The following is a 24,626-nucleotide window of genomic DNA, read 5'->3' as shown; positions in this document are numbered from 1 at the left end:
AGTAGGTGTCAGATCACCTACTCTTTTACTACTCCTTTATTTCGATAATATACGTTCTTTAGCCCTTCGTTATACTTCATATTTTGATCCGTCCACTCAGGCCCTAAATTACCTGGCCAACCAGATGTATTTGCTATATATTTTAGTAACGCTAAATCTGTTAAACCTTTTTGCACACCTCTTTTATACCCTTTCATTAAATGAGGCATCGCAATTTGGGCATTTGTCCGCGGGTCCTTCAATTGCTCGTCCGTTAAGTGATCAGGAGCAAGTCCCCCACCTCGGTGTAACTGAAACAATCCAAAAGAAGTGCCATTGTCTCCAACACTTCGTGGGTTCAAACGACTTTCATGCTCGGCAATTGTAAGAGGTATCCATTCTGGAAGATTTACTTTCTTTGCTTCTTCAGTAATAATTTGTTTCATCTGTTTTGCTTCCTCTGAGTCAACATAACTTGTTTGATTCATCAATCTTTCCATTCCTTCAGACTCTCCTTGGAAATACAAATACATTCCAAGAACAACTAAAAATCCTACAAAGAATTTTTTCACTACCTCTACCTCTTTCTCCGCTGAAATTTGTCCCCTTTCAGCCCTTCCTTACAATTACCTGCAATCTATCACCCTGTTACTCTTAAATGATATCAAACGAAGCTCTATCTTAACATCGTGCTTTAGACTGATTTTCTGAAAATCAATAGTAAAATATTATAAAAAATGTAACATCCCTATCCCACTTCTTATGTGTGTAATTTTTACCAATATCTATTTCAAATGGTTCCTACCTTTTTTGTATATAATTGTAAATTGAATTCTACACAAAGAATAGGAGACTACCTACATGAAAAGTCAAAAACTAAAGACATTTCCCCCCATAAAACCGAAACGTATTTTGATATATTTGCTCTGCAACCTTCTCTATAGAAATATTTTTTATCAAGCTAATTTCTTTTAACACACCCTCAATCATACCCGGATGCGTCATAATATTTTCTTGAAATTTCCAGGGTCCATCTGTTTCCACCATCATATATTCTAGCGGATAAAACGAAACGATTTTTCTAATTTTCTCCTTCTTCATAACATCTGGCGTAATTGAAATAAAGTAGCCATTTTGAATCATCCGCTCCATCGTTTCTTTACTCCCCTTAAACCAATGAAAATGCGCACGTGATATCTCATACTGTTTCAGTAAATCACATACAATATCAGCGTCTTCATAGACTGCATGTAAAACAATCGGTAAATTGAACCTTTTTGCAAGCATTATAAATCTCTCTAATACTTTTATATAAGGGTCTAATACGATATCTTTCTTTTCTTGCCTTAAATAATATGGCAGACCAATCTCACCTATGGCAACAAGCCATTCTACATTTGCCTCAATTAACTTATAAATTTGTTCACATTCTTTTTGGTTAATCGGCTGTTCTGGATGAAAACCAAGTGCCGGATGTACAAATGGATGTTGTCTTGCTAAAGATAATGTTTGTTGACAAGAATGATAGTTCATTGATACCGCAATCAGTCCATCAATCTCAGTACTTCTTTTTACATCATCAATTAGTTTCATTTGCTCTTTATTCTTATATTGGTCTAAATGTATATGACTATCAATCCACTTCATCCTATCACCTCTTACATCTATTTTAATACGCCGCTTCAGATTAAGGGCAATAAAAAACAAGAAGGAATCTCCTTCTTGTTCTTTCATCTATATTATTTAACAATTAAATTTGTAATTATGTCAAAAAGTCCAACACATACGACAGCAACAGTAAAGTAGCTACAGAAATCTTTTATCGGAAACTTAACTACTTCTTTTTTTTGCATCCCATTCTTCTCCCTTCTGATTACCTTCCCTAATTTTTTATCTTTTTTTTATTATGCAGAAAATATGACAAATAAGCTATCGAATTAACTTACGAAAACCTTACAATATTGTAAGGTTTAAAAAAATAGCCTCATCTCATAAAGAGATAATGGCTATGCAATAGTTGGTTTTAAAACATTCATCACTATTTCAGACAGCAAGTTGTATGTTCAAACTTCCTACTTGTATTGTAATAGAATTCACAAATGACAACTATCTAATTAACTTACATGTACCTTACAATGTTGTCATGAACAATATTACTTTTAGCAAATTAGATGCAATCGGACTTGCTAGCAGTGTGGCTCTTCTTACGGATTTCATTTCTGCTGCTACAGTTATCCTAGTATAAACTTATGTCCGCTTTCTTGTTATACAGCTAAAATCCCCTAAATTCCATACTCTCTGTCTTGTTAAAACTTATTTTATATAGTAAACGTATATTTAAATACTAACACCGAAAAATTTCTTCTTTAAATGATTTATATGTAATAAAAAACACTGTAACATACTCAGTATGTTACAGTGTTTTACAATATTTTATCTTGTCGCCAATAGCTTACTTCTCGCCTGCACAGGAATATTTTGGACCTCAATCTCTACCAATGATTCACCGTAACGTCCTTTTGCGGTAATTTTCAATGACTCACTTCGTTTTAACATGTGCTTCACTGTTTTCTTTATCGTCTGTGCCCTACCTTTTTCATCATATGCAACAAACTCATATTCATACCATTCATCACCAATATGTTGACCGACATCATTCACAATCGTGTAATATTCTTTTGTTTTACAAAATGGATTATATTTATCAATTACTGGTCCCAGTTTTGTTGGTAGTAGTAAGATAATAACAGCTACCAGCGCAATTCCAGTAATAATTACTCGCTTTTTCACTCTTCCCCACTCCAAGGTAAATTCCTCCTCCACACAATATGTGTAGTTTTCTATAAACTTATTTTAAAGAGAAGGACTTAATCCCGCCATTGAATCCCATTACATTTCCCTTACATTTTTGTAAGAATTCGAATGAAATTTTATATGATTTTTAACAATTTGTGAACCCTCCAAAACTGTGATAAACATCACACCCTCTACTTTCCAAAGATTCTATAATACGAGTATACAAGTTTGTTAAACATTTCACATTTAAGAGGGGAAATGAATATGAAAAAGCGTTTAGTTATGATCGGGAATGGTATGGCTGGTATACGCTGCATTGAAGAAATTTTAAAACTAGATTCAGGACTTTATGATATTACTATTTTTGGTGATGAACCTCATCCAAACTATAACCGCATTATGCTATCTCACGTCTTACAAGGAAAAACAAATATCCAAGATATCATTATGAACGAATACAGTTGGTACGAGGAAAATGATATTACGCTGTATACAAATGAAAAGGTAATAAATATTGATCGGGAAGAACAAGTCATCGTTACAGAAAAGAACCGTATTGTCATATATGACAAGCTCATTATCGCAACAGGGTCCAGCGCTTTCATCTTACCTGTTGAAGGCTCACAACTTCCAGGTGTAACAGGCTTTCGTACAATTGAAGATACACAATTTATGCTGGATGCTGCTAAGCGATATAAAAAGGCTGTCGTCATTGGCGGGGGATTACTCGGTTTAGAAGCCGCACGAGGGCTTATTGACTTAGGAATGGATGTTCACGTTGTTCATTTAATGCCTTACTTAATGGAGCAACAACTCGATGCCAAAGCCGCTTCATTACTGCGTGAAGACTTAGAATCACAAGGTATGAAGTTTCTTATGGAAAAGAAAACAGTGAAAATTCTTGGTACTGACCGTGTTGAAGGTATCCAATTTGAAGATGGCGATGTTGTAACATGCGATTTAATTGTAATGGCTGTTGGGATACGTCCAAATACACATTTAGCAAAAGATGCTGGTTTAATTGTAAATCGTGGCATAGTTACAAATGACTATATGCAAACAGATGATGAATCAGTCTATGCAGTTGGTGAATGTGCAGAACATGACGGTATTGCCTATGGTCTTGTTGCCCCATTATATGAACAAGGGACCGCACTGGCAAAGCATATAACGAATTCACAAACAGATGGATATGCAGGTAGCATCGTCGGTACACAACTTAAAGTTGCAGGATGCGATTTATTCTCTGCTGGACAAATTTATGAAGATGACGTAACAAAAGCAATCTCAATCTTTAATGAGTGTACGCGTTCCTATAAAAAAGTATTAATCCGTGACAATAAAGTCGTTGGTGTTGTTTTATATGGAGACACTGCTGAAGGTACACGCCTCTTTAGCATGTTAAAAAAGGAAGAAGATATACAAGAATACACACCCGCCTCCCTTCTTCACAAAGCTGGTGAAGAAAGTGGACTTGACGTTGCCAGTATGAGTGCTGATGACACCGTTTGTGGATGTAACGGCGTGACAAAGGGAACAATCGTTCATGCTATTTTAGAACAAGATTTAACAACTTTTGAAGAAGTAAAAGGATGTACAAAAGCTGCCGGTTCATGTGGTAAATGTCGTCCAGTTGTTGAACAAATTTTATCTCATACTCTCGGGGATAGCTTCGATGCATCTGCACAATCCGTTGGTATATGTGGATGTACAACTTTATCACGTGATGAAGTTGTCACAGCGATTCATGAGAAAGGTTTAAAATCGCCAAAAGAAGTACGAAACGTCCTTGGCTTCGCACATGAAGATGGCTGTTCAAAATGCCGCCCTGCATTAAATTACTATTTACGTATGACACGCCCAGAAGAATATGCAGATGATAAATCATCCCGCTTCGTTAATGAAAGAATGAATGGCAATATTCAGCATGATGGTACATTTTCTGTTATTCCTCGTATGTACGGCGGTGTTACTACGGCAGATGATTTAATGAAAATTGCTGAAGTTGCTAAAAGATATGATGTGCCGCTTGTAAAAATAACAGGTGCAAGTCGAATCGGCTTATATGGTGTTAAGAAAGAAGATTTACCAAAAGTTTGGGCTGACCTCGATATGACTTCTGGTTATGCCTATTCGAAATCCCTTCGCAATGTAAAATCATGCGTCGGCTCTCGCTTCTGCCGCTTTGGTACAAAAGATTCATTAGGGCTTGGTATGTTACTTGAACAATCGTTAGAAATGGTAGATACACCTCACAAAATGAAAATGGGTGTAACTGGTTGTCCACGTAACTGTGCAGAAGCATTAACAAAAGACTTTGGCGTCGTTTGTGTTGAAAATGGCTTCCAACTTTATATTGGTGGCAACGGTGGTACAGAAGTGCGTGAAGCTGATTTTGTAATGATTGTCCCTACAGAAGAAGATGTACTTCGCATTGCCACAGCTTACGTACAACATTACCGTGAAACTGGTATTTACGGCGAACGAACAGCCCCTTGGGTAGAACGAATGGGATTAGCTCATATAAAAGAAGTGCTGCAAGATGAAAGCATGGTTACTATGCTAAATGAACGTTTCCAAAAAGCGCGTAACACATATGAAGAAGCTTGGGGACAAGCACTGGAAACTAGGTCATTAAAAGCCATGTATGAAGTAGAAACTGTAAAGTAAGGAGCGATCTACATGTTGCAAACTAAAGAAAAAATAAAAATAATGCATGCAGAAGACCTTCCTGTGCAAATCGGTAAGGAAGTGCGCATTAAGGATATATCCATCGCCTTATTTCGCCTTTCAAATGGTGATATTCGCGCTGTAGAAAATCGATGCTCTCATAAAAACGGACCTTTAGCCGAAGGAATTGTTTCTGGAGAATTCGTCTTCTGTCCATTGCATGACTGGAAAATTTCATTAATAACAGGTGAAGTTCAAAAGCCTGATGATGGTTGTATCCAAACATATGAAGTAGAAGTTATTGATGGTGATATTTATATATATATGTAACTTGTACAGGGAAGCCCTTTTTGGCTTCCTTTCAAGTAAAAATAGATGAGGTGTAGAGATGAACGGATACGTATATTTAGCTGGTGCAGGACCTGGTGATGAAGGACTTATTACTAAAAAAGCAATAGATTGCCTAAAACAAGCAGATGTTGTTTTATATGACCGCTTATTAAATCAAACTTTACTTCGCTATACAAAGCCAACATGCGAACTCGTCTATTGCGGAAAAATGCCAACAAATCATATTATGCGACAAGAAATGATTAACGCTCATTTAATTCAGTCTGCAAAAGAAGGTAAAACGGTCGTCCGCTTAAAAGGCGGAGATCCATCTATTTTTGGTCGCGTTGGTGAAGAAGCAGCCGCTTTAGCAGCAGAAAACATTTTATACGAGATTGTTCCAGGGATTACATCTAGTATTGCCGCTAGTGCGTATGCCGGCATCCCTCTTACCCATCGTAATTACAGTAATAGTGTAACTTTGTTAACCGGTCATACAAAAGGCGCAATTAGCGACCAAGTAAATTACAGCTCCCTCTTAAACAGCGATACAATTGCTTTTTACATGGGCGTTAAAAACTTGCCGGTAATTTGCGAAAATTTATTACAAACAGGAAGAAAAAAAGATACACCAGTAGCAGTCATTGAATGGGGTACAACTGGAAAACAACGAGTTGTTACAGGTACACTCTCCACAATCGTGGATGATGTGAAAAAAGAACAGATTTCAAATCCATCGATGACAATTGTTGGTGAAGTGGTGTCCTTACGAAAACAAATTGCCTGGAAAGAACACAAGCCACTACATGGAAAAAAAGTTTTATTTGCCTCTGCAACAAACAAAACAAGTATACTAGTGCAAAAGTTACAAGCAGCGGGCGCAGAAATATATCAAATACCAACTTTCAAAAAACAAAAATATGTATTAACACCTGAGCAGATTAGTGAAATTTTTAATGCTGAGCGCCTTGTTTTCTGCTCAGCTGAAAGTGTAGCAATCTTATTCCAATCATGTGCGCAGCATCAAAAAGATATTCGCTCCTTAAAAGCAACATTGCAGTATATGAATGTCGCTACACAGAAGGCACTTATGCAGTATGGGCTTTTAAGCTTACCTGCAACACTTTCCAACGAAACAACTGTTTATTTAGGTCGAAATATTAATCGAATTGCCGCCATTCAGGAAAAAATAGGTACTGGCTCTTATATCATGACACACGAATATACAATTGATCATCGTTTTGATGAAGTTCATTCACGTACACTGACTGAATTCACATGGGATAGCATTGTATTTGAAGGACGTGCTGCAATCGATACGTTTATCACAGAAGTAAACCGCCTTGGCTTCACAGATATTCTGAATTTACCATTCTCCTATATCGATGAACCAACTTTACAATATGCCAATAAAGTTGGACTTCATCACATTGATTATCAATTACAAGCTATCATCAATGAGAAAGAGGTGATAGCAAGATGAAAGGCATCGTTTATATTGGACACGGTAGCAGATTACAAGAAGGCAATAAACAGTTCATTCACTTTGTTCAGTCTGTTATAAACGAGCGAAGTGAAAATATCCAAAAAATTGGATTTCTCGAACTAACAACACCGACTGTTCAAGATGCGATTGTAGAAGCAATCACTGAAGGTGCAACTGAGATTTTAATTGTCCCTGTTTTATTATTTGCAGCGGCCCATTATAAACGTGATGTTCCTTTTGAAATTGAGAAAATAAAAAAGCACTATCCACACATTACATTTTCAGTTATACCACCTTTTAGTACACATCCGCTTATGATCGAACTTGTCATAAAACGAATACGTGAAGCTATGCCAATGCCAAATAGTGAAATCTTACTTGTTGGCCGTGGTAGCAGTGATTCTCAGCCTATACATGAATTAAGACAAATTGGGGCAGCTGCCCAGCAAAGACTCTGCTTGCCGGTTTCCTGCTCCTTTTTAACAAAAGGAACACCTTCTTTTACTGATGAACTCAATGAAAAGTCATCGCGCGCAAGGCATGTATATGTCATGCCTTATCTTCTCTTTACTGGGTTATTACTTCAGAAAATAAATCGGCATGCAAAAAAATATGCTAACGTTACAACCTGTAATTGTCTTCAATTTGATTCCTACATGAAATCTGCTTTATTAGAGCGAATGGAGGAATATGTACATGTATAACATTTATCCAATTATGTGTAATCTCCAAGGCAAAACGGTTGTGATCGTCGGTGGTGGAAAAATTGCATATCGAAAGGCAGCTGGTTTAAAGAATACAGGAGCTCGTGTCACGATTGTGAGCCCGTATATTGGTGAAGAAATGGAGAATCTCACCTATATTACATGGAAGGAAAAAATGTTTACAGAAGAAGATATTAAAGATGCTCATCTCATCTATGCTGCAACAAATCATCATGATGTAAATATGATGGTTAAACAAGCTGCACATGATTTTCAATGGGTTAATATCGTAAGTGATGGCACAGAGTCATCCTTTCATACACCTGCAATCATTCGAAATGACGAATATGTTATAAGCATATCAACTTCTGGTAAAAATCCATCCTTTGCAAAACGAATAAAAGAAAAACTAATGAAGATCCTTCCCCAAATTATAAAATAAAAAAAGATGAACGAATCCCCTCGTTCATCTTTTTAGCTTGCTTTAAAACCACCGCCAAGTACATCTCGTATATCGTGAATAACAACAAATGCATCTTCATCTACATTACTGGTTACTTGTTTTAATTTTACAAGCTCTTGCTTATTAATTACGACATATAGTACTTCTTTATTTTTTCCAGTATAACCACCGCGACCTTCTAAAACAGTAACACCCCGTGTCATATGTTTCGTAATCGTTTCACGAATTAAATCTGGTTGACTAGATATAATCGTAACTGCTGTTTTCGTATTAATTCCTTCTACAATGAAGTCGATTACTTTTGCTCCGATAAATACTGCAACGAGCGTATACATTGCTTTTTCTTGCCCAATAATGAATACCGATCCTACAATTACAACAATATCAATAAAAGACAAGATTTGTTCATCAGGCTCTACATACTTTTTCACATTCAATAATAGTTCATCCATCAATATTCCTCCAAATTCTATTCACTGTCGTAACACTTGAAAAGAATCCATGGATTACTACATAACCGGTATAATTCAGTTATAAAGTATAAAACGCGTTTCCAGTCAAAAAAAATTCTCAAAAAAATCCGCTATGTAATGGCACATAACGGACACACCTGCTAGCTTTGCGATATCTCTAATATTTGTCATGTGCTCACCTCTTTCTTTAACGTACGAAGTTCATAATCCCTTGTCAAATATTTATATCCTTACATAGATGTTCAGTTTCCTTACAAAAGTGTAATCCTCCTGTAAGCTAATTCGATAGTGACTTCCCTCTATATTTCGTACAATTAGGTCAGAAAGTAACAACAACCATTCGAAAAGGAGCGGATACGCATCATGAACAAAATAAAAATAAATAAACTCGTAAATACAATGAGCATGGTGTTATCTGCTCTTGTCGATGCAAAATCAGTTGCTCATTCATTAAATAAGTAAGGAGAGAGTATGATGAACAATATTACTTTTAACAAATTAGATTTTATCGGATTAGCTAGCGGCTCAGCTCTTCTTACAGCTTTCATTTATGCTGCTACGCTTCTATAATTTTGTGTCCCCTTTCCCCTTTATATAGATAGTAATAGAAAAGACGACCGTCTATGCCCGGTCGTCTTTTCCTATTTTTTATTTTGTTGTAATGTCTCTGTTAATTCTTCAAACATTGTATTTAATTGATCCGTCATCATTTTCATAGCCGTTTTTCGATCCACTGTCTCTCCCGCTTCAACTTGAATCGGATTACCAAAAATTAATTGTGCTCTTTTCCCCTTAATTAATTCTTTTACACTTGATGGCCCAACATAAGCTGCTGGTACTAAAGGAACATTAGAACGCATTGCAATCGTAACAGCTCCTGCTTTTAAAGAAACATCCTCTGTCGATCTCGTTCCACTTGGAAAAATCCCTACTACTTTCCCATCTTTTAATAAACGGGATGGAATTTTCAATGTACTTGGCCCTGGATTTGCGCGATCTACCGGAAAAGCATTTACATTCTTAAAGAACCAATTTGTAAATTTACTTTCAAACAGTTCCTTTTTGGCCATATAATGAATTTCCGTTGGGTACATCCCAGCTGCCAGCATTAAAACATCCATAAAACTCGTATGCGTACAAGCAATAACATACGGCCCACCTTCAGGTAATTTTTCTTTTCCTTGAACCTCCACTTTTCCAAGCGTTTTAAATATATATTTCAACAAAAATGTAATTAGCTTATACATTCGTTTCGTTCCTTTCTCAATATCCAAAGTTTAATTATTATCCTTACACCAATTATAACACTAAGTTTTAGTAGTTGGTAATAAAATTAAGTGACAATTTTCAAAAATTAATTCTTACAAAGGTGTAATCTTGCTGTAAGCTAATTCGATAGTTACTCCTGGTCGTATTTCATATAATTAAGACAGAAACAAGGGCAACAACAATTCGGAAAGGAGCGGATACGCATGATGAACAAAATGAAAACAAATAGATTTGTAAATACAATGAGTATGGTGTTATCCGCTCTTGTCGATGCAAAAGCGGTTGCTACTACATTAAACAAATAAGGAGAGATAACTATGAACAACATTACTTTTAACAAATTAGACTTTATCGGACTTGCAAGCGGCGCAGCTCTTCTTACAGCATTTATTTACGCACTTGCTCAAGGTCTTGTCCTATAAACTTGTTTCCCCTAACCCCTTTATATAGAGAAAAAGCTGCTCGTCCATAGACAAGCAGCTTTTTCAATTTGTTTCATATATAATTTGACCTGTTTTACTTATATCGTACCCACCAATTGCTCGTAGTTCATTTTGAAATTCTGTCGATTGCAGTATTTCTTTTACTGCTTCAATAAGTTGTTCATTTTCTTTATTTTTTAAGATTACTAAGTCATATTGTTCTTCCATAAGTGGAATAAAATCTACATTCACAATTTGTGCTACCTTTTCTGTTCCTATGCCGACATCAGCTTTCCTATTAGCAATTTGAGAGGCAACACCAAGATGATTAGACTCCTCCCAATTATATCCTCGAATATTTGCTTTATCTACATTTTGAATTCTCACCTGTTCATCTACTAGTACACGAATTCCCGATCCTTTTTCACGATTCACAAATTGAATCGATGAACGACTCAAGTCAGCCCACTTTTGTATTCCTTTTGGATTTCCTTCTTGGACATAAAACCCAACATTTCTCGCTAATAAGTTCATCACAATACATGGCTGTCCAACTAAAATTCGTTTTACATATGGGATGTTATATTCTCCTGTATCTCCATCAAACAAATGTAAACTAACGATACTTCCTTCTCCTTGAGACATTTTAATTAAACTCATTAAACTCCCCTGATAAGCCCGGAGCATACTAGAGCCTGTTAAAAATCTTTCAAGATGTTTCGCTAGCATATCTAATGTTAACTCTTGTCCACTAATTACACAGGAAGATTCTCTATTCTTCTCCTTTAGTTTCATAGAAGCAGTTTGTACTTTCCCTGTTTTCATTTGCTTAATATATTGTTCTAAGTCCACTGCATCGATGCGCATTTGTCTACCAACTCTGTAGGAAGGTAGTTCACCCTTTTTAATTAAATCATACACTGTTAACTTTGAGACTTTTAATCGATTTGCTACTTCTTCCGTTGTGTAGGAATGATGATCCATAGACGATTCCTCACTTTCTCTTTTCATTGTAACAAAGAAAGAAAATTTCTCCTATTTTTTCAAAAAGTGATTTATTTCACATTATATTTAATTATATCTATTTATAATTAAATATAATTAGTTATAATTAATATGGTGAAAAGAAAGGGGATTATATTTATGAACAGATTTACATTACGGTACATTGGGGTATTCATGCTTTCTTTCCTTCTTATATTTAGCTCGGCTTGCACAAGTGGAGAAAAAAAAGAAAAAACGACTGCTAAAGAAGAAAAGACAGTTGAACTTACGATATCTGCAGCTGCAAGTTTACAAGATGCTTTCAAAGAAATTGAAAAACAATATAAACAGAAAGAACCAAACATAAAGCTTTCCTTTAACTTTGGTGGTTCTGGTGCACTTCAGCAGCAAATTGAACAAGGGGCTCCTGCTGATATCTTCTTCTCTGCAGCAGAAGATAAATTTCAAACGCTTGTAAAAAAAGGATTTATTAATGAAAAAGAGGGGAAAAATCTTCTTGGAAATGAACTTGTTTTAGTCGTTCCAAAGGAAAGTTCCATTAAAACATTTCAAGAGTTAAAAGAAGAAAAAGTGAAGAAACTAGCAATTGGTACACCTGAATCTGTACCAGCCGGAAAATATGCAAAAGCTTCACTTACGCATGAAAATCTATGGAATGACCTCCAAAACAAAATTGTATTTACAAAAGACGTCCGCCAAGTGTTAACATATGTAGAAACAGGAAATGTAGATGCTGGAATTGTATACAAAACAGATGCTCTCATTTCAGACAAAGTAAAAATTGCAAATGCAGCACCAACTAATTCTCATGAACCGATCCACTATCCAGCAGGGGTTATAAAAGAATCCAAGCATAAGAAAGAGGCGACTTCATTCTATGAATATTTACAGTCAAAAGAGGCACAATCTATCTTTAAAAAATATGGATTTACAATTCTATCTTAACTACCATGGCATTTGATGCACTTTGGCCGCCTATTTTTCTTTCCTTACGAGTAGCTGCACTCGCCACCATTATTGTTATGATTTTCGGCACAATTATTGGACGAGTATTAGCTCGCTCCTCGTGGCGCTATAAAGTGTTATTAGAAACCATTTTTCTATTACCGATGGTGCTCCCGCCAACTGTTATTGGGTTCTTTCTCATTATTATTTTTGGGAATAACAGCCCAGTTGGTAAGTGGATTGAATCATTATTTCAACACTCTATTATGTTTACATCATGGGCTGCTGTCATCGCTTCAACAGTCGTTTCATTCCCACTTATGTATCAATCGGCCAAGACAGGTTTTTCTATTGCAAACGAGCAAATTGAAGACGGTGCCCGTGATCTTGGGGCCAGTGAATACCAAGTCTTCTTACATGTCACATTGCCGCTTGCATTCCCCGCACTACTTAGTGGAATGATCTTAAGCTTTGTACGTGCACTTGGTGAATTTGGAGCAACACTTATGTTTGCTGGTAACATTCCAGGAAAAACACAAACAATTCCTACAGCCATTTATATGGCGATTGACGCAAGTAACATGCAGCTCGCCTGGACGCTTGTTATCATAACAGTCGGTATGTCACTCCTATTCTTATTGTGCATCCAGCTAATTAATAAAAGAATTACTACTTCTTAAAGCGGCTTTCGACAAAAGCTGCTTTTTTATTTCCCGAAAAATAAATTGTTTTGTAGAATGAAACAATTTATCCTGCTGTTCGAGTGCTGTAAAACCCCATTGATTAAAGTTTCACTTTATCCCAACCTTACAAAATTGTAATCCTATTGTAAGCTAATTCGATAGTTACTATTTCCCACATTCCATATAATTAAGTTATAAAGTAAAGCCAATGGGAAGTAGATTGTCCCCCTCTCCCCACTTCTTAAAAAGAGCTAAGTAACTTTATTCCCCCCATCCCCATTTAAAAAAGACCTCAATTTGAGGTCTTTTTTTATTTTGATAAAATAAAACTTTGATTAGCTTTTGCTGACTTTTGAGATAAGGTCTTACTAAGCTTAAAAAACGAGATTAAATAACAGAATTTTAATTTTTGTAGAAATATACATTCTATTTGAATTTACTTTCTAAAATAGGTACTTTCCTGTTATTATATTTAGGTATTTGAAAAAAATGAAGAAATGAAACCGCATTTATATCGTAAATTCTTCATCCTGTTTTAACAATCGGTAATCTTCCACTTTCTAAGTGGGAAATTACCGATCGTTAAAACGAAATTAAATTAAATTAAATTATATTGATATAGAAAAGTGAAGGGAGTCTTGTAATGGACATTTTATTAGCGCTTCTTCCTGCAATTGCATGGGGAAACGTCTTATTAGTAAGCGTAAAAATGGGCGGCGGTGCATATAGCCAAACATTAGGTATGACAATTGGTGCCTTATTCTTTGCAACAATTATGTATATATTTACTCAACCGGCTTTAACTATGACAATCTTAATCGTCGGTTTTATTTCAGGTCTATTCTGGGCTTTAGGACAAGCAAACCAATTAAAAACTGTTGAAAAGCTAGGTGTTTCAACAACTGTAACCATTTCAACTGGGATGCAACTTGTTGCGACTTCTATCTTTGGCGTTATCGCTTTCCATGAGTGGACTACTACTACTACGATTATTATGGGAACGATTGCAATCCTTTTAATTGTAATTGGTGTTGTCTTTACTTCACTAGATGATAAAGAAAATGCACAGCCACCGGGACAACTGAAAAAAGGGCTTTTAACTTTAATTGTTTCTACTTTTGGTTACCTTGTATATGTAATTATCATTCGTTGGTACAATATCGATGGTTGGTCTGCTATTTTACCGCAAGCGGTCGGTATGTTTGTTGGTGCAGTGGTACTGACATCTAAATATAAACCGTTTAACAAATATGCAGTTCGTAACATATTATCTGGTTTACTATGGGGAACAGGAAACTTATTCTTACTTCTTTCCTTACCACGAGTTGGAGTAGCAACAAGCTTCCCATTATCTCAAACTGGCATCGTTATCTCTACATTCGGTGCGATTGTCTTCTTAGGAGAAAAGAAAACGAAACGCCAAATGGGATTTATTGCACTAGGTAGTGTCCTAATTATCGGCGGTGCTGTTTTACTTGGTATGACAAAAGCATAATTACACAATCTATTACTAAACCCTCTGAAGCATACATGCTTCAGAGGGTTTTCTATTCATTAATCACTTTTCTTTCCAATCTATCTGTGTAATTTGATCTTTAGACATTTAAATTACCGCTATGACAAACAAAAGGGGCCTTTCACTCGTTTTCTCTCTGTTTTAGCTTGGCAATCTATCCGCTTTTAAGCATGACCAGATGCTCTCTCACCTAAAAAGAAAAGGTTTATGTAGGTGTTTTAATTGGGATTTATATATTTTCAAAACTTTCATTCCTCTCTTACCAACCTATCAATAGCTAAATTACTATAAAAGTTAATATGGCATATACTAATCCTTATAGCAAATTCATATAAGTCTTTTCTTTTTACAAAGATCTCTCAAAGGTGTTATCGTTTTTTATACCCTATTTTAATCAGGAAGGAATAAAGGATATGCTAAAGAAACATAGAATTTTATTTATTGGTGCTGGCCGTATGGCAGAAGCAATCTTTGCTGGACTTCTCAAAACAAGTAACGAACACATTGAAAAAATTATCGTATCCAATCGAAGTAACATAGAAAAGCTTAAACAATTAGAGAAAAAATATAATATCTCCATTACGAGTGATTGGACTCAACATATCAAAACTGTTGATACCATTGTTTTAGCGATGCCACCAGCTGCACATGAACAATTATTAGCAGCGTTATCTCCTCTTCTAACCAATCAATTTGTTGTAACGGTTGCTGCCGGGATTGGTCCATCTTACTTAGAAGAAAAACTTCCTCAAGGTACACCTGTTGCCTGGATTATGCCAAATACAGCTGCGACAATTGGAAAGTCTATTTCTCTATATACAATGGGACAGTTCGTAAATGCTGAACATCAAGAAACTTTACAACTACTCTTAAAGGGGATTGGTACAGCACAGCTATGCACGGAAGAAGAAGTTCATCAGCTGACCGCTGTTACTGGAAGTGCACCTGCCTTCCTTTACCATTTTGCTGAAGGTTTAAATGAAACCACAAAAAGCTATGGAATCGATGAAGCAACAGCAAAACATCTTGTTATCCAAATGATTGCTGGTTCTGCTGCTATGCTTGAGCAAGAACAAGATCCAGCTATGCTTCGTGAACAAGTGACAACACCAGGTGGTTCAACTGCAGAAGGTTTAAAAGTTCTATATGAAAATAATTTTTCGAAGATTATTTATCAAGCAATTGAAGCAACCAATAAAAAAGCTAGAGGGAATTAATATGAAATTCACAAGCTTACACAACATTACATAACGGTGTGTAAACGCCTTGGTTTGGCTTAGGTGTTTTTTTTAAGTTGAAGATGGCACAGAAGTAATTGATTCTGTAAAAGCAGTTATTAAAAATGGATACCGCAGCATCGATACAGCGGCAATATACAAAAATGAAGATGGCGTTGGTCCAGACCCTGATAATTTTGATTTTTAAAAACGAGAGTCACTGTGCAATTGCACAGTGCTCTTTCTTTTTATATCCCTATTTAAAAGACTGAAAATTTAAACTATATTTCATTTCATTGACAGTTCATTTATCCGGGTGTAAGATTTTGAATAATCAAAGAAACAAAAAAATTAATACAAATTACTATGTTTACTCATTGTATCAAGAGAGGTGGAGGGACTGGCCCTTTGAAACCTCGGCAACAGGTTCACTTTGAATACTGTGCCACTTCCTGCAAGCATTATGCTTGAAAGATAGAATGAGGGACTTCGTTTATATACAGGTACATGCCTTGTAAACAAAAATCCCTCTTTCTCGATAAGAAAAGAGGGATTTTTTCTTTCCCTCAAAGTTGTTCATTAACTATTTTTTTAATACCCAAACAATTTAGGGAGGAATTTTACATGAAAAAGAAATTTGTACCTGCTGTCGCATCTGTTTTAGGAGCAAGTATTTTATTAACAGGATGCGGTAGCTATAAAGACGATGCAAGCGGAGCAAAAGCAAAAGATAAAGCACCTGATAAACAAGTATTGAACTTAGCTGCTGGTACAGAAATCCGCACAATGGATACTGCACGCGCTACAGATACTGACTCTGGTCAAGTAATGAGAAACGTATTTGAAGGTCTATATAACCTTGGTGAAGGAAACAAACCTGTGCCTGGTGTTGCAAAGTCTCATGAAGTGAGTCCGGATAAAACAAAATATACATTCCATTTACGAGATTCCAAATGGTCAAATGGTACACCCGTAACAGCGAATGACTTCGTCTTTGCTTGGCAACGTGCAGTTGATTCAGCAACAGCTTCTGAATATGCATTTTTATTCTTTGATATAAAAAATGCAAAAAAGATTAATAGTAAAGAGCTTTCGGCTGATCAACTTGGTGTAAAAGCAATCGACGACCACACTTTTGAAGTTGAATTAGAACGTCCCGTTCCATACTTCATTAGCTTAACGGCATTCCCAACATTTTTACCGATTAATGAAGAATTCTTTAAATCACAAGGTGATAAATATGCATTAGAAGATAATAAGCTTATCTATAATGGGGCCTTTACATTAAGTGATTGGAAACATGAACAAAGCTTTAAGTTTAAGAAAAATACCAACTATTGGGATAAGGATAATGTGAAACTTGAAGAAATTAATTTTAATATCGTCAAAGATCATTCAACAGCCGTTAATTTATATGAATCAAAACAAATCGATCGACTTACTTTAACATCTGATCTTGTTGATAAATATCGCAAAGATAGTAACTTTAAAGAACGACCAGATGTTGGTGTACAATTCGTACGAATGAATCAAAAAAATAAAACGTTACAAAATGTAAATATCCGCCAAACTATCGATAAATCGATAGATAAAAAGGCATTTGTAAATGTTCTCTTAAATGATGGCTCTCTTCCTTCTTATTCTCTAGTTCCAAAAAACTTTGCAAAGGGACCAACTGGAAAAGATTTTCGTGAGGAGAATGGCAATTTAACGAAAGAAAATACAAAAGATGCTCAAAAATTCTGGAAGCAAGCAAAACAAGAATTAGGTTCTGATAAAATTTCAATTGAATTATTAACAAGCGATAATGACCTTTCGAAAAAAACTGGTGAATATTTAAAAGAACAACTAGAGAAAAATCTAGAAGGCTTAACAATTAACTTGAAGCCTCAACCACGTAAACAACAAGTCACATTATTGCTACAAGGAAATTATGATATTGCTGTTGATGGCTGGAGCCCTGATTTTGCTGACCCGATTACATTCTTAGAATTATTTACAACTGATAACTCATACAACTTAGATCACTATTCTAATAAAGAATTTGATGATTTGATCCAAAAAGTAAAAACTGATTTAGCTGGTGATGAAAAAGCACGTTGGGAAACTTTAAAACAGGCAGAAAAAATCTTATTTAAAGATGCTGTTATCTCTCCTCTCTATCAAAATGGAACAACATACTTAGAACGTTCCTATGTAAAAGGAATAGTTGAAGTTGATTTTGCAGGACCACTTAACTTCAAATGGGCAAAGGTTGAGAATTAATCTCGCCTTATAGAAGTTAATTTTAACGAAAGCTTCGATTACAAGAGAAAAAGGGTATCCTCCAAAAGGATGCCCTTTTTCTTTATGCTTCTTTTACTAAATGTCTCTTTCCCTTTAATACAGATAATAGTCCTACAGCGATTAAAGCTAAAATTTGTGTAATAACAATTATAAATAATAGAGAGATAATATTTTCTTTTTAATTTCCACCACCAAATATTATTGTATAATAACCATTTGCAGCGTACGTTTCGGGAAATAATTTATTTCGAGCACATACATAATTACATGAAATTGGGAAAAACTTGTATGGAAGGAACGATACACTAAGGAGGAATATATTATGAGAATTTTACTTTCAGTTTTATTAGCACTTATGCTAGTACCTGCGCTAACAGGTTGTACTGCACCAAAAAAGGAAACTCCAACTTCTGATAAGAAAACAACGGACGAAGCTAAAAATGAAGCACCTCAAGATTTAAAACTTAACTTTAACGAATTTCACTTAAATGCAGACTACCAAGATACGAAGAAAGATTATGAAGCGGAGTACAAAAGTAAAGGTGCAGACAAAAAGATGGAAGGAAAGATTGAGGATCACAAGACAGATGTAAAGCTAACGAGTGACAAAGCTATTGCCAAACTAAGTCCACTTCTACTAAAATTAACATTTGATAAAAATACACCTGATCAAGAAGTAATTGATCAAGTGGTAGACGTATTCCAACTTGATAAAGACTACCAAAAATTCGACTTAGAAGTTGTGTTCTCAGATGGAACGAAGAAAGAGTATAAGAAGGAAGTAAAATAAAGAAGTAGGCAAATGCCTACTTCTTTATTTTTTGCTTACTTTTTCGCATGTCGTAAGCTTGGCTCAGAACCAATCATATACTCTAAACCAGATACAGATAATTTGTGCAAATAAGAATCTGTCAGGAACATAATCGGAATTAAAGGATATTCTGTAAACATAATATCTTCTTCTTTCATATCTTCTTCTAACAACGCTTTTGCAGCAGTTGGATTATATTTAAAGTAATTCCCTTTTTTGTTTTATACTAAGGTAAAGGACAAATAAAATTCTCTCTATGTAGAAAGGAGAGCTACGATGGATCCATTACTTATGGCAGTTATAGGATTACCATTAACAATCGTAATATTAGTTATCATAGGCTTCTATAAATTATTTATAAAAAAGAAAAATATAACTTCCTTTTATACTCCATTCGATAACATTACTGGGCAAACAATTTCAGAATTTCATGAAGAGCAAAAAGTCTTAGTAGCTGAAGATGAAGATGGGGACGGGAAAAAGAAAAAATAACCTTGCGCATTGCAAGGTTATTTTTGTGCTTCTTTTTGAAAGCGTTTATAGTACGTTGAAGCTGTTGAAAAATGAACTTCTATATCACGAATTAACGCCGAATCTTCATCTTTCGCTAATTTCTCTAACTTTTTCATTGCTTGCTCTGTCTCATTTAAGAAGCCAACATATAGCTCATGTTCTTGTTCTTTTGACTTCGGTACACGAATTTCTTTGCGCATATGATCGATATCCGTTAACATACTCGTGGTTATTTTTTGTACATCTTCTTTAAACTTAGGATATACTAGTGCCTTCCCCCCTTTTTCCTTCGCTTCTTCCCATAATTTCACTGCTTCATTTAACTCTTTGTTCATTTTCTCATCATACTTATTATGCACATCACGATATACTCTCATATCTTCTTTCTGCTCTGCCGATTGTTCTACTTTTTCTTTCGGTTCTTTCGGTTCTTTTGTATCCTTATCTCCATTACACCCTGCTAAAAGAAGCATTCCTCCAAGCAAGACAATACTCCACAATTTCTTCATCTCTTACTCTCCTTTTGTCTACACCTACTACTTATCTCCACTTGCTATTATAACGAGAACCATTCAAACTTTACACTTATGACCGTACTTTTATACACATATCACCATTTTTGTCACAGTATCGTCACTTTATACGCCCAGAATCTTCACAGCTCTTCTTCTGCACCTTACAAAACTGTAAGCACACATCTGGAACATAGCATGCTAGACTTACATATGAATGAAGCATCCCTACCTAAGGTTGCATTGTCCATTTATTTAGAAAAAAGGAGACTAACAATATATATGTACAACAAAATGATGTTTATGGAAGAAGAACTTTCCGTTCTTATTCGTAAAAGATCACTCCATATCAAAAATACAGAAAGTCTTCGCCGCGTATTAAAGAAGAGAACCGCTCCACTTAGACTTGCCCATTACTTAAAACAAGTGCATACAGACAAATACGACACCACCCTAAACATATCTGATGAATCACTAACAATTGAAATCATCGGGCATGTCTATATCGGAAACTTTGCAGATATTTTGAAAGCTATTCCTCGTATACCAAAAATTGCTCCGATAATCGTAGAAAGAGCTTATAGAATTACGGACCATACAGATATTATTGACTGTGGTGAAAAAGAGGTTGATTCAAATCGATGGGTTTGGGATAAATTAGCTATTTTATACGATGCAATCATGAATAATATGTATGAGCTGCTCCAAGAAAATAACAAAAAGAGCTAATTCAAAATATACTTTGAATTAGCTCTTTTTTAGTACTCTTATGCCTCTATATCCTGCTTTTCCCGAAGTACAAACTGTCTTTCACTACGCTTTGCCATAAAGATATAACATAAAACCGCTCCCACTTCACATAAGGCAATCACAATTCCCATAGGAAGTGCTGTGTTACTACCTCCAATCCCAACTAAAGGCGCAACAAGTGCTCCAGAAATGAACTGTAGTAGACCAAGTAAAGCTGATGCTGTTCCTGCAGCTTGTTTTTGATTTCTCATTGCTAGTGAAAAACCTGTTGTCGATACAACCCCAACACTTGATACAACAAGAAATAACGAACATAAAACACCAATCAACCCTGCTCCTAGTACAATCATAAGAAGTAAAGAAAGACCACCAACAGCTGCAATTCCAACGCCCATTACAAATAATGTTGTCTCATTTACTTTCCCCGCTAAACGTCCAGTAATTTGGCTAGCAATAATAATCCCAATACCATTAATCGCAAAGAATAAACTAAATGCTTGCGGTGATGCCCCGTATATATTTTGCAACACAAACGGAGAGCCCGAAATATAAGCAAACATTGCTGCTGACACTAAGCCTTGTGACAAAGCATACCCCATAAATAAGCGATCTTTCAGCAAATTCCCATATGTCGCTAATGTTCCTGCTAAACCACCTGTTTCTCTCTCCTCAAGAGGCAATGTCTCACGCAATACAAAAATAGCGGATACTAACATAAATACACTTATCACTCCAAGAACGATAAAGACCCCGCGCCATGATGTGAACTGTAACAATTGTCCTCCAATAATTGGAGCCAAAATAGGCGCTGTTCCGTTTACTAACATAAGCAGTGAGAAAAACTTTGTCATCTCCGAACCTGAGTACATATCACGTACCATAGCACGTGATATAACAATACCTGCTGAGCCTGAAGCCCCTTGTAAGAAACGTAAAAGAACTAAACTCCAAATAGATGGTGCAACGGCACACAATAAAGAAGATGTAACATAGATAATAAGAGCAATAATAAGCGGTTTGCGCCGTCCATAAATATCACTAATTGAACCAACAAATAATTGTCCAACCGAAAGCCCTAGTAAGCAAGCTGTTAAAGTAAGCTGAGCAAGAGAAGCATTCGTTTGTAAATCATCCGTTAATTTTGGTAACGAAGGCAAGTACATATCAATGGACAATGGCCCAATTGCTGTGAGTGTCCCTAATACAAGAATCATCCATAACCTGTTTACTCTTACAGGTTTATATACATCGTGATTACTTTCATTCACTTACATCATTCACCCTTTCCATTATAAAATTCGAATCGTAACAATTATAGTTACATCTCTAAAGATACGTCAAGTATATCGTACTTTCCTTTGTAACTAAATGAAAAAACCCTTAACTGAATACCCACATTCAACAGAGACGGATCTTCTCTATCTATGATATGTAACTTCATTCAGATTCCTAATACTAGATTTAGAAGCCCTTCATCGTATTATAGTATCTCAGATAAACTCCACCTCAATATTTTTAATACATGATTTAATAACCCTGCTCCAAAGGCTAATGATTTCAATACTTCGATTTCTTCCACTAGGACAGTAATAAGTACATAACAGTTACTTTCAATATCAAAATTGGTTATTATACTAGCAAATTCGTCCTTTCTTCGGATAGTTTAATAGTATCATTTTTCCAAGAAAACGAATTTTTTTATGCATCTATTTTTGAATATGTATGAATTTTACAACACCCTCAAAATAAAAAGCTGACTGTATAAGTCAACTTTTTCTAGTTCTATGCTCGTCACTCAATCACTGTTCCTTTTTACTTCTATTTACATTCCACTTTACTAACAATTATATGAAACTACTCATATAAAATTATTTTAACAGTAATTTATTAGACTTTTATGATATTTGTTTGTTTTTTCCTCCTCCCTTGTTACAATAGTACTTTGGTTAATATGAAACTAACAAACTACTAAAAGGAGTATTATTAAGAAATGTTAAAAAAAGCTGCATCAATTATCTTAGCATCAAGCATACTTTTTATTCCTATAAAAGGGATGGCTGAAACTGTATCAACTTACAATACAGCAATTAAAACAAATGAAACTGTAAAAAAAGGATGGTTACAAAACAATAATAATTGGTATTTCTTAAATTCAAGCGGAGTCATGCAAACAGGATGGCTTTTTGATAGCGGGGCTTGGTATTATTTAAGCACTAGTGGCGCTATGAAAACAGGGTGGCTTTTCGATAAAGGAGCTTGGTATTACCTAAACTCTAATGGCGCTATGAAAACAGGGTGGCTTTTTGATAACGGAGCTTGGTATTACCTAAACTCTAATGGCGCTATGAAAACAGGGTGGCTTTTTGATAACGGAGCTTGGTATTACCTAAACTCTAATGGCGCTATGAAAACAGGGTGGCTTTTTGATAACGGAGTTTGGTATTACCTAAACTCTAATGGCGCTATGAAAACAGGGTGGCTTTTTGATAACGGAGTTTGGTATTACCTAAACTCTAATGGCGCTATGAGAACAGGATGGCTTCTCGACGGTAACCAGTGGTATTACCTAAATTCAAATGGGACGATGAAAACGGGTTGGCTTCTCGACGGTAACCAGTGGTATTACCTAAATTCAAATGGGACGATGAAAACGGGTTGGCTACAAGAAGGGAGTACATGGTACTATTTACAGCTAAATGGTGTTATGCAAACTGGATTCGCTTCTATTGACGGAACAACGTATTATTTCAATAACAGCGGTACTTGGATTCCTGAAAATAATATTACTGCTACGTCATATATAAACCTTGATTTAACATATGCTTCAAATGTTACTGGTAAAGAAATTGATGCTGACATTAAAAAGTACCAACCAGATAGCCCATTAATTGGACATGGAAACGACTTTGTTGCAGCTCAAGCTCAGTATGGTGTTAACGCACTTTATTTAGCGGCACATGCTATTTTAGAATCCGGATATGGTAAATCTGAAATAGCATATCGCAAACATAATCTATTTGGTTTGCGCGCTTATGATCAGGATCCGTTTAAATATGCAAAATATTTACCAACTTTCGGTGATAGCATTGCCTATAATGCCAATTATGTAAGAGATAAATATTTAGAGAAAAATGGATCATATTACTATGGTCCAACATTGCAAGGTATGAATGTTATGTATTCAACAGATCAAGAATGGTCTACCAAAATCGCAAAAATTATGGAGCGTATTAAACCCTTCCAAAAGCAAGATTATTTATATGCAAAAAAATTACCTAAAAACCCAAATACCTTAAATGTTGACGCACTCTCAAATAATATCCCATATAAAACATATCCACAGGGAACGAAAGCAACTGCTAAACTAGCTGCCTTCTATTACGTTGTACCCTATTCATTTGATGGAGTAATTAAAAGTCAGTCTGTTACAGAAAACAACCAAGGTACATTAGCATTAGGAACATCAGTATTCGTTCATCGCGAAGATCCCAATGGATGGGTCGAATTCTCATTTACAATAAACGGAAATAAATATTGGATATTGAAAACTAAATTAAACATGTAAACAGCACAGCCCTTTTAGACGAAAACTAAAAGGGCTGTATTTATAAAAGCTAAGAGTACATTTAAAGAGGCCAGATTTTTGATATAGTACCTGCAATAGATATATTTCCTAGTACGAAAATTATTGGTTGTTATGCTCTCCCTGAGATATTCCTTTTGGCCAGTGAAGTGGAAAATGTATTTTTTAAGAACCAAAAAGAGGAAATATAAGGTGCTCGTTTTGTTCAATCAA

At 35.4% G+C, this 24,626-nt stretch carries 26 protein-coding genes, 1 pseudogene and 1 riboswitch; of the genes and pseudogenes, 18 read left to right on the top strand and 9 right to left on the bottom strand.

Features of this window, described 5'->3' with window-relative positions:
• Positions 1-17 precede the first annotated feature (17 nt).
• Both NSQ40_RS01085 and NSQ40_RS01080 read right to left on the bottom strand, forming a co-directional pair.
• A complete protein-coding gene (locus tag NSQ40_RS01085; RefSeq protein WP_003205568.1) occupies positions 18-551 on the bottom strand; it encodes a transglycosylase SLT domain-containing protein in 534 nt (177 codons plus the stop codon).
• Between the two features lie 304 nt (positions 552-855).
• Complete coding sequence (locus tag NSQ40_RS01080) at positions 856-1,626, bottom strand: TatD family hydrolase (protein WP_033795823.1); 771 nt, start codon at positions 1,624-1,626, stop codon at positions 856-858.
• A gap of 370 nt (positions 1,627-1,996) precedes the next feature.
• Between NSQ40_RS01080 and NSQ40_RS01075 the strand changes: the two genes are divergently transcribed.
• On the top strand, positions 1,997-2,224 hold the full coding sequence (locus tag NSQ40_RS01075; RefSeq protein ID WP_224796006.1) for a hypothetical protein: 228 nt from the start codon (positions 1,997-1,999) through the stop codon (positions 2,222-2,224).
• 188 nt (positions 2,225-2,412) lie between these two features.
• On the opposite strand, the gene NSQ40_RS01070 is transcribed toward NSQ40_RS01075, so the two are convergent.
• A complete protein-coding gene (locus NSQ40_RS01070; protein ID WP_026008687.1) occupies positions 2,413-2,769 on the bottom strand; it encodes a YxeA family protein in 357 nt (118 codons plus the stop codon).
• A gap of 270 nt (positions 2,770-3,039) precedes the next feature.
• Between NSQ40_RS01070 and nirB the strand changes: the two genes are divergently transcribed.
• From nirB to NSQ40_RS01045, 5 genes are read left to right on the top strand one after another with little or no spacing between them, the layout of a single operon-like run.
• Positions 3,040-5,445 carry a nitrite reductase large subunit NirB gene (gene nirB, locus NSQ40_RS01065; protein ID WP_341286048.1) on the top strand — a complete coding sequence of 802 codons (2,406 nt, stop codon included), beginning with the start codon at positions 3,040-3,042 and terminating at the stop codon, positions 5,443-5,445.
• Positions 5,446-5,457: 12 nt separating this feature from the next.
• On the top strand, positions 5,458-5,775 hold the full coding sequence (gene nirD / locus NSQ40_RS01060) for a nitrite reductase small subunit NirD (RefSeq protein WP_003194479.1): 318 nt from the start codon (positions 5,458-5,460) through the stop codon (positions 5,773-5,775).
• A gap of 58 nt (positions 5,776-5,833) precedes the next feature.
• Positions 5,834-7,258, top strand: a complete 1,425-nt coding sequence (locus NSQ40_RS01055) for a uroporphyrin-III C-methyltransferase (RefSeq protein ID WP_003205558.1) — start codon at positions 5,834-5,836, stop codon at positions 7,256-7,258.
• Positions 7,255-7,965, top strand: coding sequence for a sirohydrochlorin chelatase (locus tag NSQ40_RS01050; RefSeq protein WP_018767153.1), 711 nt, complete (start codon positions 7,255-7,257; stop codon positions 7,963-7,965). Before NSQ40_RS01055 ends, NSQ40_RS01050 begins: the two co-directional genes overlap by 4 nt.
• Positions 7,958-8,407 (top strand): precorrin-2 dehydrogenase, encoded by a 450-nt coding sequence (locus NSQ40_RS01045; protein ID WP_341286047.1) that lies wholly within the window; start codon positions 7,958-7,960, stop codon positions 8,405-8,407. The genes NSQ40_RS01050 and NSQ40_RS01045 overlap by 8 nt, the downstream gene beginning before the upstream one ends.
• A gap of 32 nt (positions 8,408-8,439) precedes the next feature.
• On the opposite strand, the gene NSQ40_RS01040 is transcribed toward NSQ40_RS01045, so the two are convergent.
• Positions 8,440-8,880 (bottom strand): YitT family protein, encoded by a 441-nt coding sequence (locus NSQ40_RS01040; protein ID WP_003194487.1) that lies wholly within the window; start codon positions 8,878-8,880, stop codon positions 8,440-8,442.
• A gap of 495 nt (positions 8,881-9,375) precedes the next feature.
• On the opposite strand from NSQ40_RS01040, the gene NSQ40_RS01035 reads away from it, so the two are divergent.
• On the top strand, positions 9,376-9,471 hold the full coding sequence (locus NSQ40_RS01035; RefSeq protein ID WP_018767156.1) for a DUF3948 family protein: 96 nt from the start codon (positions 9,376-9,378) through the stop codon (positions 9,469-9,471).
• Between the two features lie 71 nt (positions 9,472-9,542).
• Here NSQ40_RS01035 and NSQ40_RS01030 read toward each other — a convergent pair whose 3' ends face one another.
• Complete coding sequence (locus tag NSQ40_RS01030; RefSeq protein WP_026008688.1) at positions 9,543-10,148, bottom strand: lysophospholipid acyltransferase family protein; 606 nt, start codon at positions 10,146-10,148, stop codon at positions 9,543-9,545.
• A gap of 339 nt (positions 10,149-10,487) precedes the next feature.
• Here NSQ40_RS01030 and NSQ40_RS01025 point away from each other — a divergent pair, with 339 nt between their 5' ends.
• Positions 10,488-10,592, top strand: coding sequence for a DUF3948 family protein (locus tag NSQ40_RS01025; protein ID WP_016116987.1), 105 nt, complete (start codon positions 10,488-10,490; stop codon positions 10,590-10,592).
• Positions 10,593-10,655: 63 nt separating this feature from the next.
• Here NSQ40_RS01025 and NSQ40_RS01020 read toward each other — a convergent pair whose 3' ends face one another.
• On the bottom strand, positions 10,656-11,603 hold the full coding sequence (locus tag NSQ40_RS01020; protein ID WP_003194491.1) for a substrate-binding domain-containing protein: 948 nt from the start codon (positions 11,601-11,603) through the stop codon (positions 10,656-10,658).
• 132 nt (positions 11,604-11,735) lie between these two features.
• Here NSQ40_RS01020 and modA point away from each other — a divergent pair, with 132 nt between their 5' ends.
• The 7 genes and pseudogenes from modA (at position 11,736) to NSQ40_RS00985 (ending at position 19,034) form a co-directional block, all read left to right on the top strand.
• Complete coding sequence (gene modA, locus NSQ40_RS01015) at positions 11,736-12,542, top strand: molybdate ABC transporter substrate-binding protein (RefSeq protein ID WP_018767158.1); 807 nt, start codon at positions 11,736-11,738, stop codon at positions 12,540-12,542.
• Positions 12,543-12,547: 5 nt separating this feature from the next.
• On the top strand, positions 12,548-13,222 hold the full coding sequence (gene modB / locus NSQ40_RS01010; protein ID WP_003194495.1) for a molybdate ABC transporter permease subunit: 675 nt from the start codon (positions 12,548-12,550) through the stop codon (positions 13,220-13,222).
• A gap of 646 nt (positions 13,223-13,868) precedes the next feature.
• Positions 13,869-14,720: a GRP family sugar transporter gene (locus NSQ40_RS01005; protein ID WP_003194497.1), complete on the top strand. Its 852-nt coding sequence runs from the start codon at positions 13,869-13,871 to the stop codon at positions 14,718-14,720.
• Between the two features lie 434 nt (positions 14,721-15,154).
• Positions 15,155-15,958 carry a pyrroline-5-carboxylate reductase gene (proC, locus tag NSQ40_RS01000; RefSeq protein WP_341286046.1) on the top strand — a complete coding sequence of 268 codons (804 nt, stop codon included), beginning with the start codon at positions 15,155-15,157 and terminating at the stop codon, positions 15,956-15,958.
• Positions 15,959-15,996: 38 nt separating this feature from the next.
• Positions 15,997-16,139 (top strand): annotated as a pseudogene (locus NSQ40_RS00995) (aldo/keto reductase); the annotation flags it as partial.
• Between the two features lie 195 nt (positions 16,140-16,334).
• Positions 16,335-16,439: riboswitch (SAM riboswitch) on the top strand.
• Between the two features lie 143 nt (positions 16,440-16,582).
• The gene (locus NSQ40_RS00990; protein WP_341286045.1) at positions 16,583-18,223 is read left to right on the top strand and encodes a peptide ABC transporter substrate-binding protein; all 1,641 of its coding nucleotides are present in this window, start codon (positions 16,583-16,585) and stop codon (positions 18,221-18,223) included.
• 343 nt (positions 18,224-18,566) lie between these two features.
• Positions 18,567-19,034, top strand: a complete 468-nt coding sequence (locus NSQ40_RS00985) for a YusW family protein (RefSeq protein ID WP_258248537.1) — start codon at positions 18,567-18,569, stop codon at positions 19,032-19,034.
• A 35-nt stretch (positions 19,035-19,069) separates the two neighbouring features.
• Here NSQ40_RS00985 and NSQ40_RS00980 read toward each other — a convergent pair whose 3' ends face one another.
• The gene (locus NSQ40_RS00980) at positions 19,070-19,195 is read right to left on the bottom strand and encodes a peptide-binding protein (RefSeq protein WP_098101771.1); all 126 of its coding nucleotides are present in this window, start codon (positions 19,193-19,195) and stop codon (positions 19,070-19,072) included.
• Between the two features lie 136 nt (positions 19,196-19,331).
• Here NSQ40_RS00980 and NSQ40_RS00975 point away from each other — a divergent pair, with 136 nt between their 5' ends.
• Positions 19,332-19,547 (top strand): DUF3951 domain-containing protein, encoded by a 216-nt coding sequence (locus NSQ40_RS00975; RefSeq protein WP_003194507.1) that lies wholly within the window; start codon positions 19,332-19,334, stop codon positions 19,545-19,547.
• Positions 19,548-19,564: 17 nt separating this feature from the next.
• Here NSQ40_RS00975 and NSQ40_RS00970 read toward each other — a convergent pair whose 3' ends face one another.
• Positions 19,565-20,077 (bottom strand): hypothetical protein, encoded by a 513-nt coding sequence (locus NSQ40_RS00970; RefSeq protein ID WP_003205548.1) that lies wholly within the window; start codon positions 20,075-20,077, stop codon positions 19,565-19,567.
• Positions 20,078-20,362: 285 nt separating this feature from the next.
• Between NSQ40_RS00970 and NSQ40_RS00965 the strand changes: the two genes are divergently transcribed.
• Positions 20,363-20,809, top strand: coding sequence for a hypothetical protein (locus NSQ40_RS00965; RefSeq protein ID WP_097786763.1), 447 nt, complete (start codon positions 20,363-20,365; stop codon positions 20,807-20,809).
• 38 nt (positions 20,810-20,847) lie between these two features.
• On the opposite strand, the gene NSQ40_RS00960 is transcribed toward NSQ40_RS00965, so the two are convergent.
• Positions 20,848-22,044 carry a multidrug effflux MFS transporter gene (locus NSQ40_RS00960; protein WP_003194512.1) on the bottom strand — a complete coding sequence of 399 codons (1,197 nt, stop codon included), beginning with the start codon at positions 22,042-22,044 and terminating at the stop codon, positions 20,848-20,850.
• A 776-nt stretch (positions 22,045-22,820) separates the two neighbouring features.
• Between NSQ40_RS00960 and NSQ40_RS00955 the strand changes: the two genes are divergently transcribed.
• Entirely contained in the window at positions 22,821-24,395 is a 1,575-nt protein-coding gene (locus tag NSQ40_RS00955; RefSeq protein ID WP_341286044.1) for a glucosaminidase domain-containing protein, read from the top strand.
• Positions 24,396-24,626: the final 231 nt, after the last annotated feature.

Origin of the sequence: Bacillus sp. FSL K6-6038 (assembly GCF_038050455.1) — a bacterium.
Classification (GTDB): Bacteria; Bacillota; Bacilli; order Bacillales; family Bacillaceae_G; genus Bacillus_A; species Bacillus_A pseudomycoides.
The sequence above is the reverse complement of the archived record's forward strand: the minus strand, read 5'-3'. Positions and strand labels throughout refer to the sequence as shown.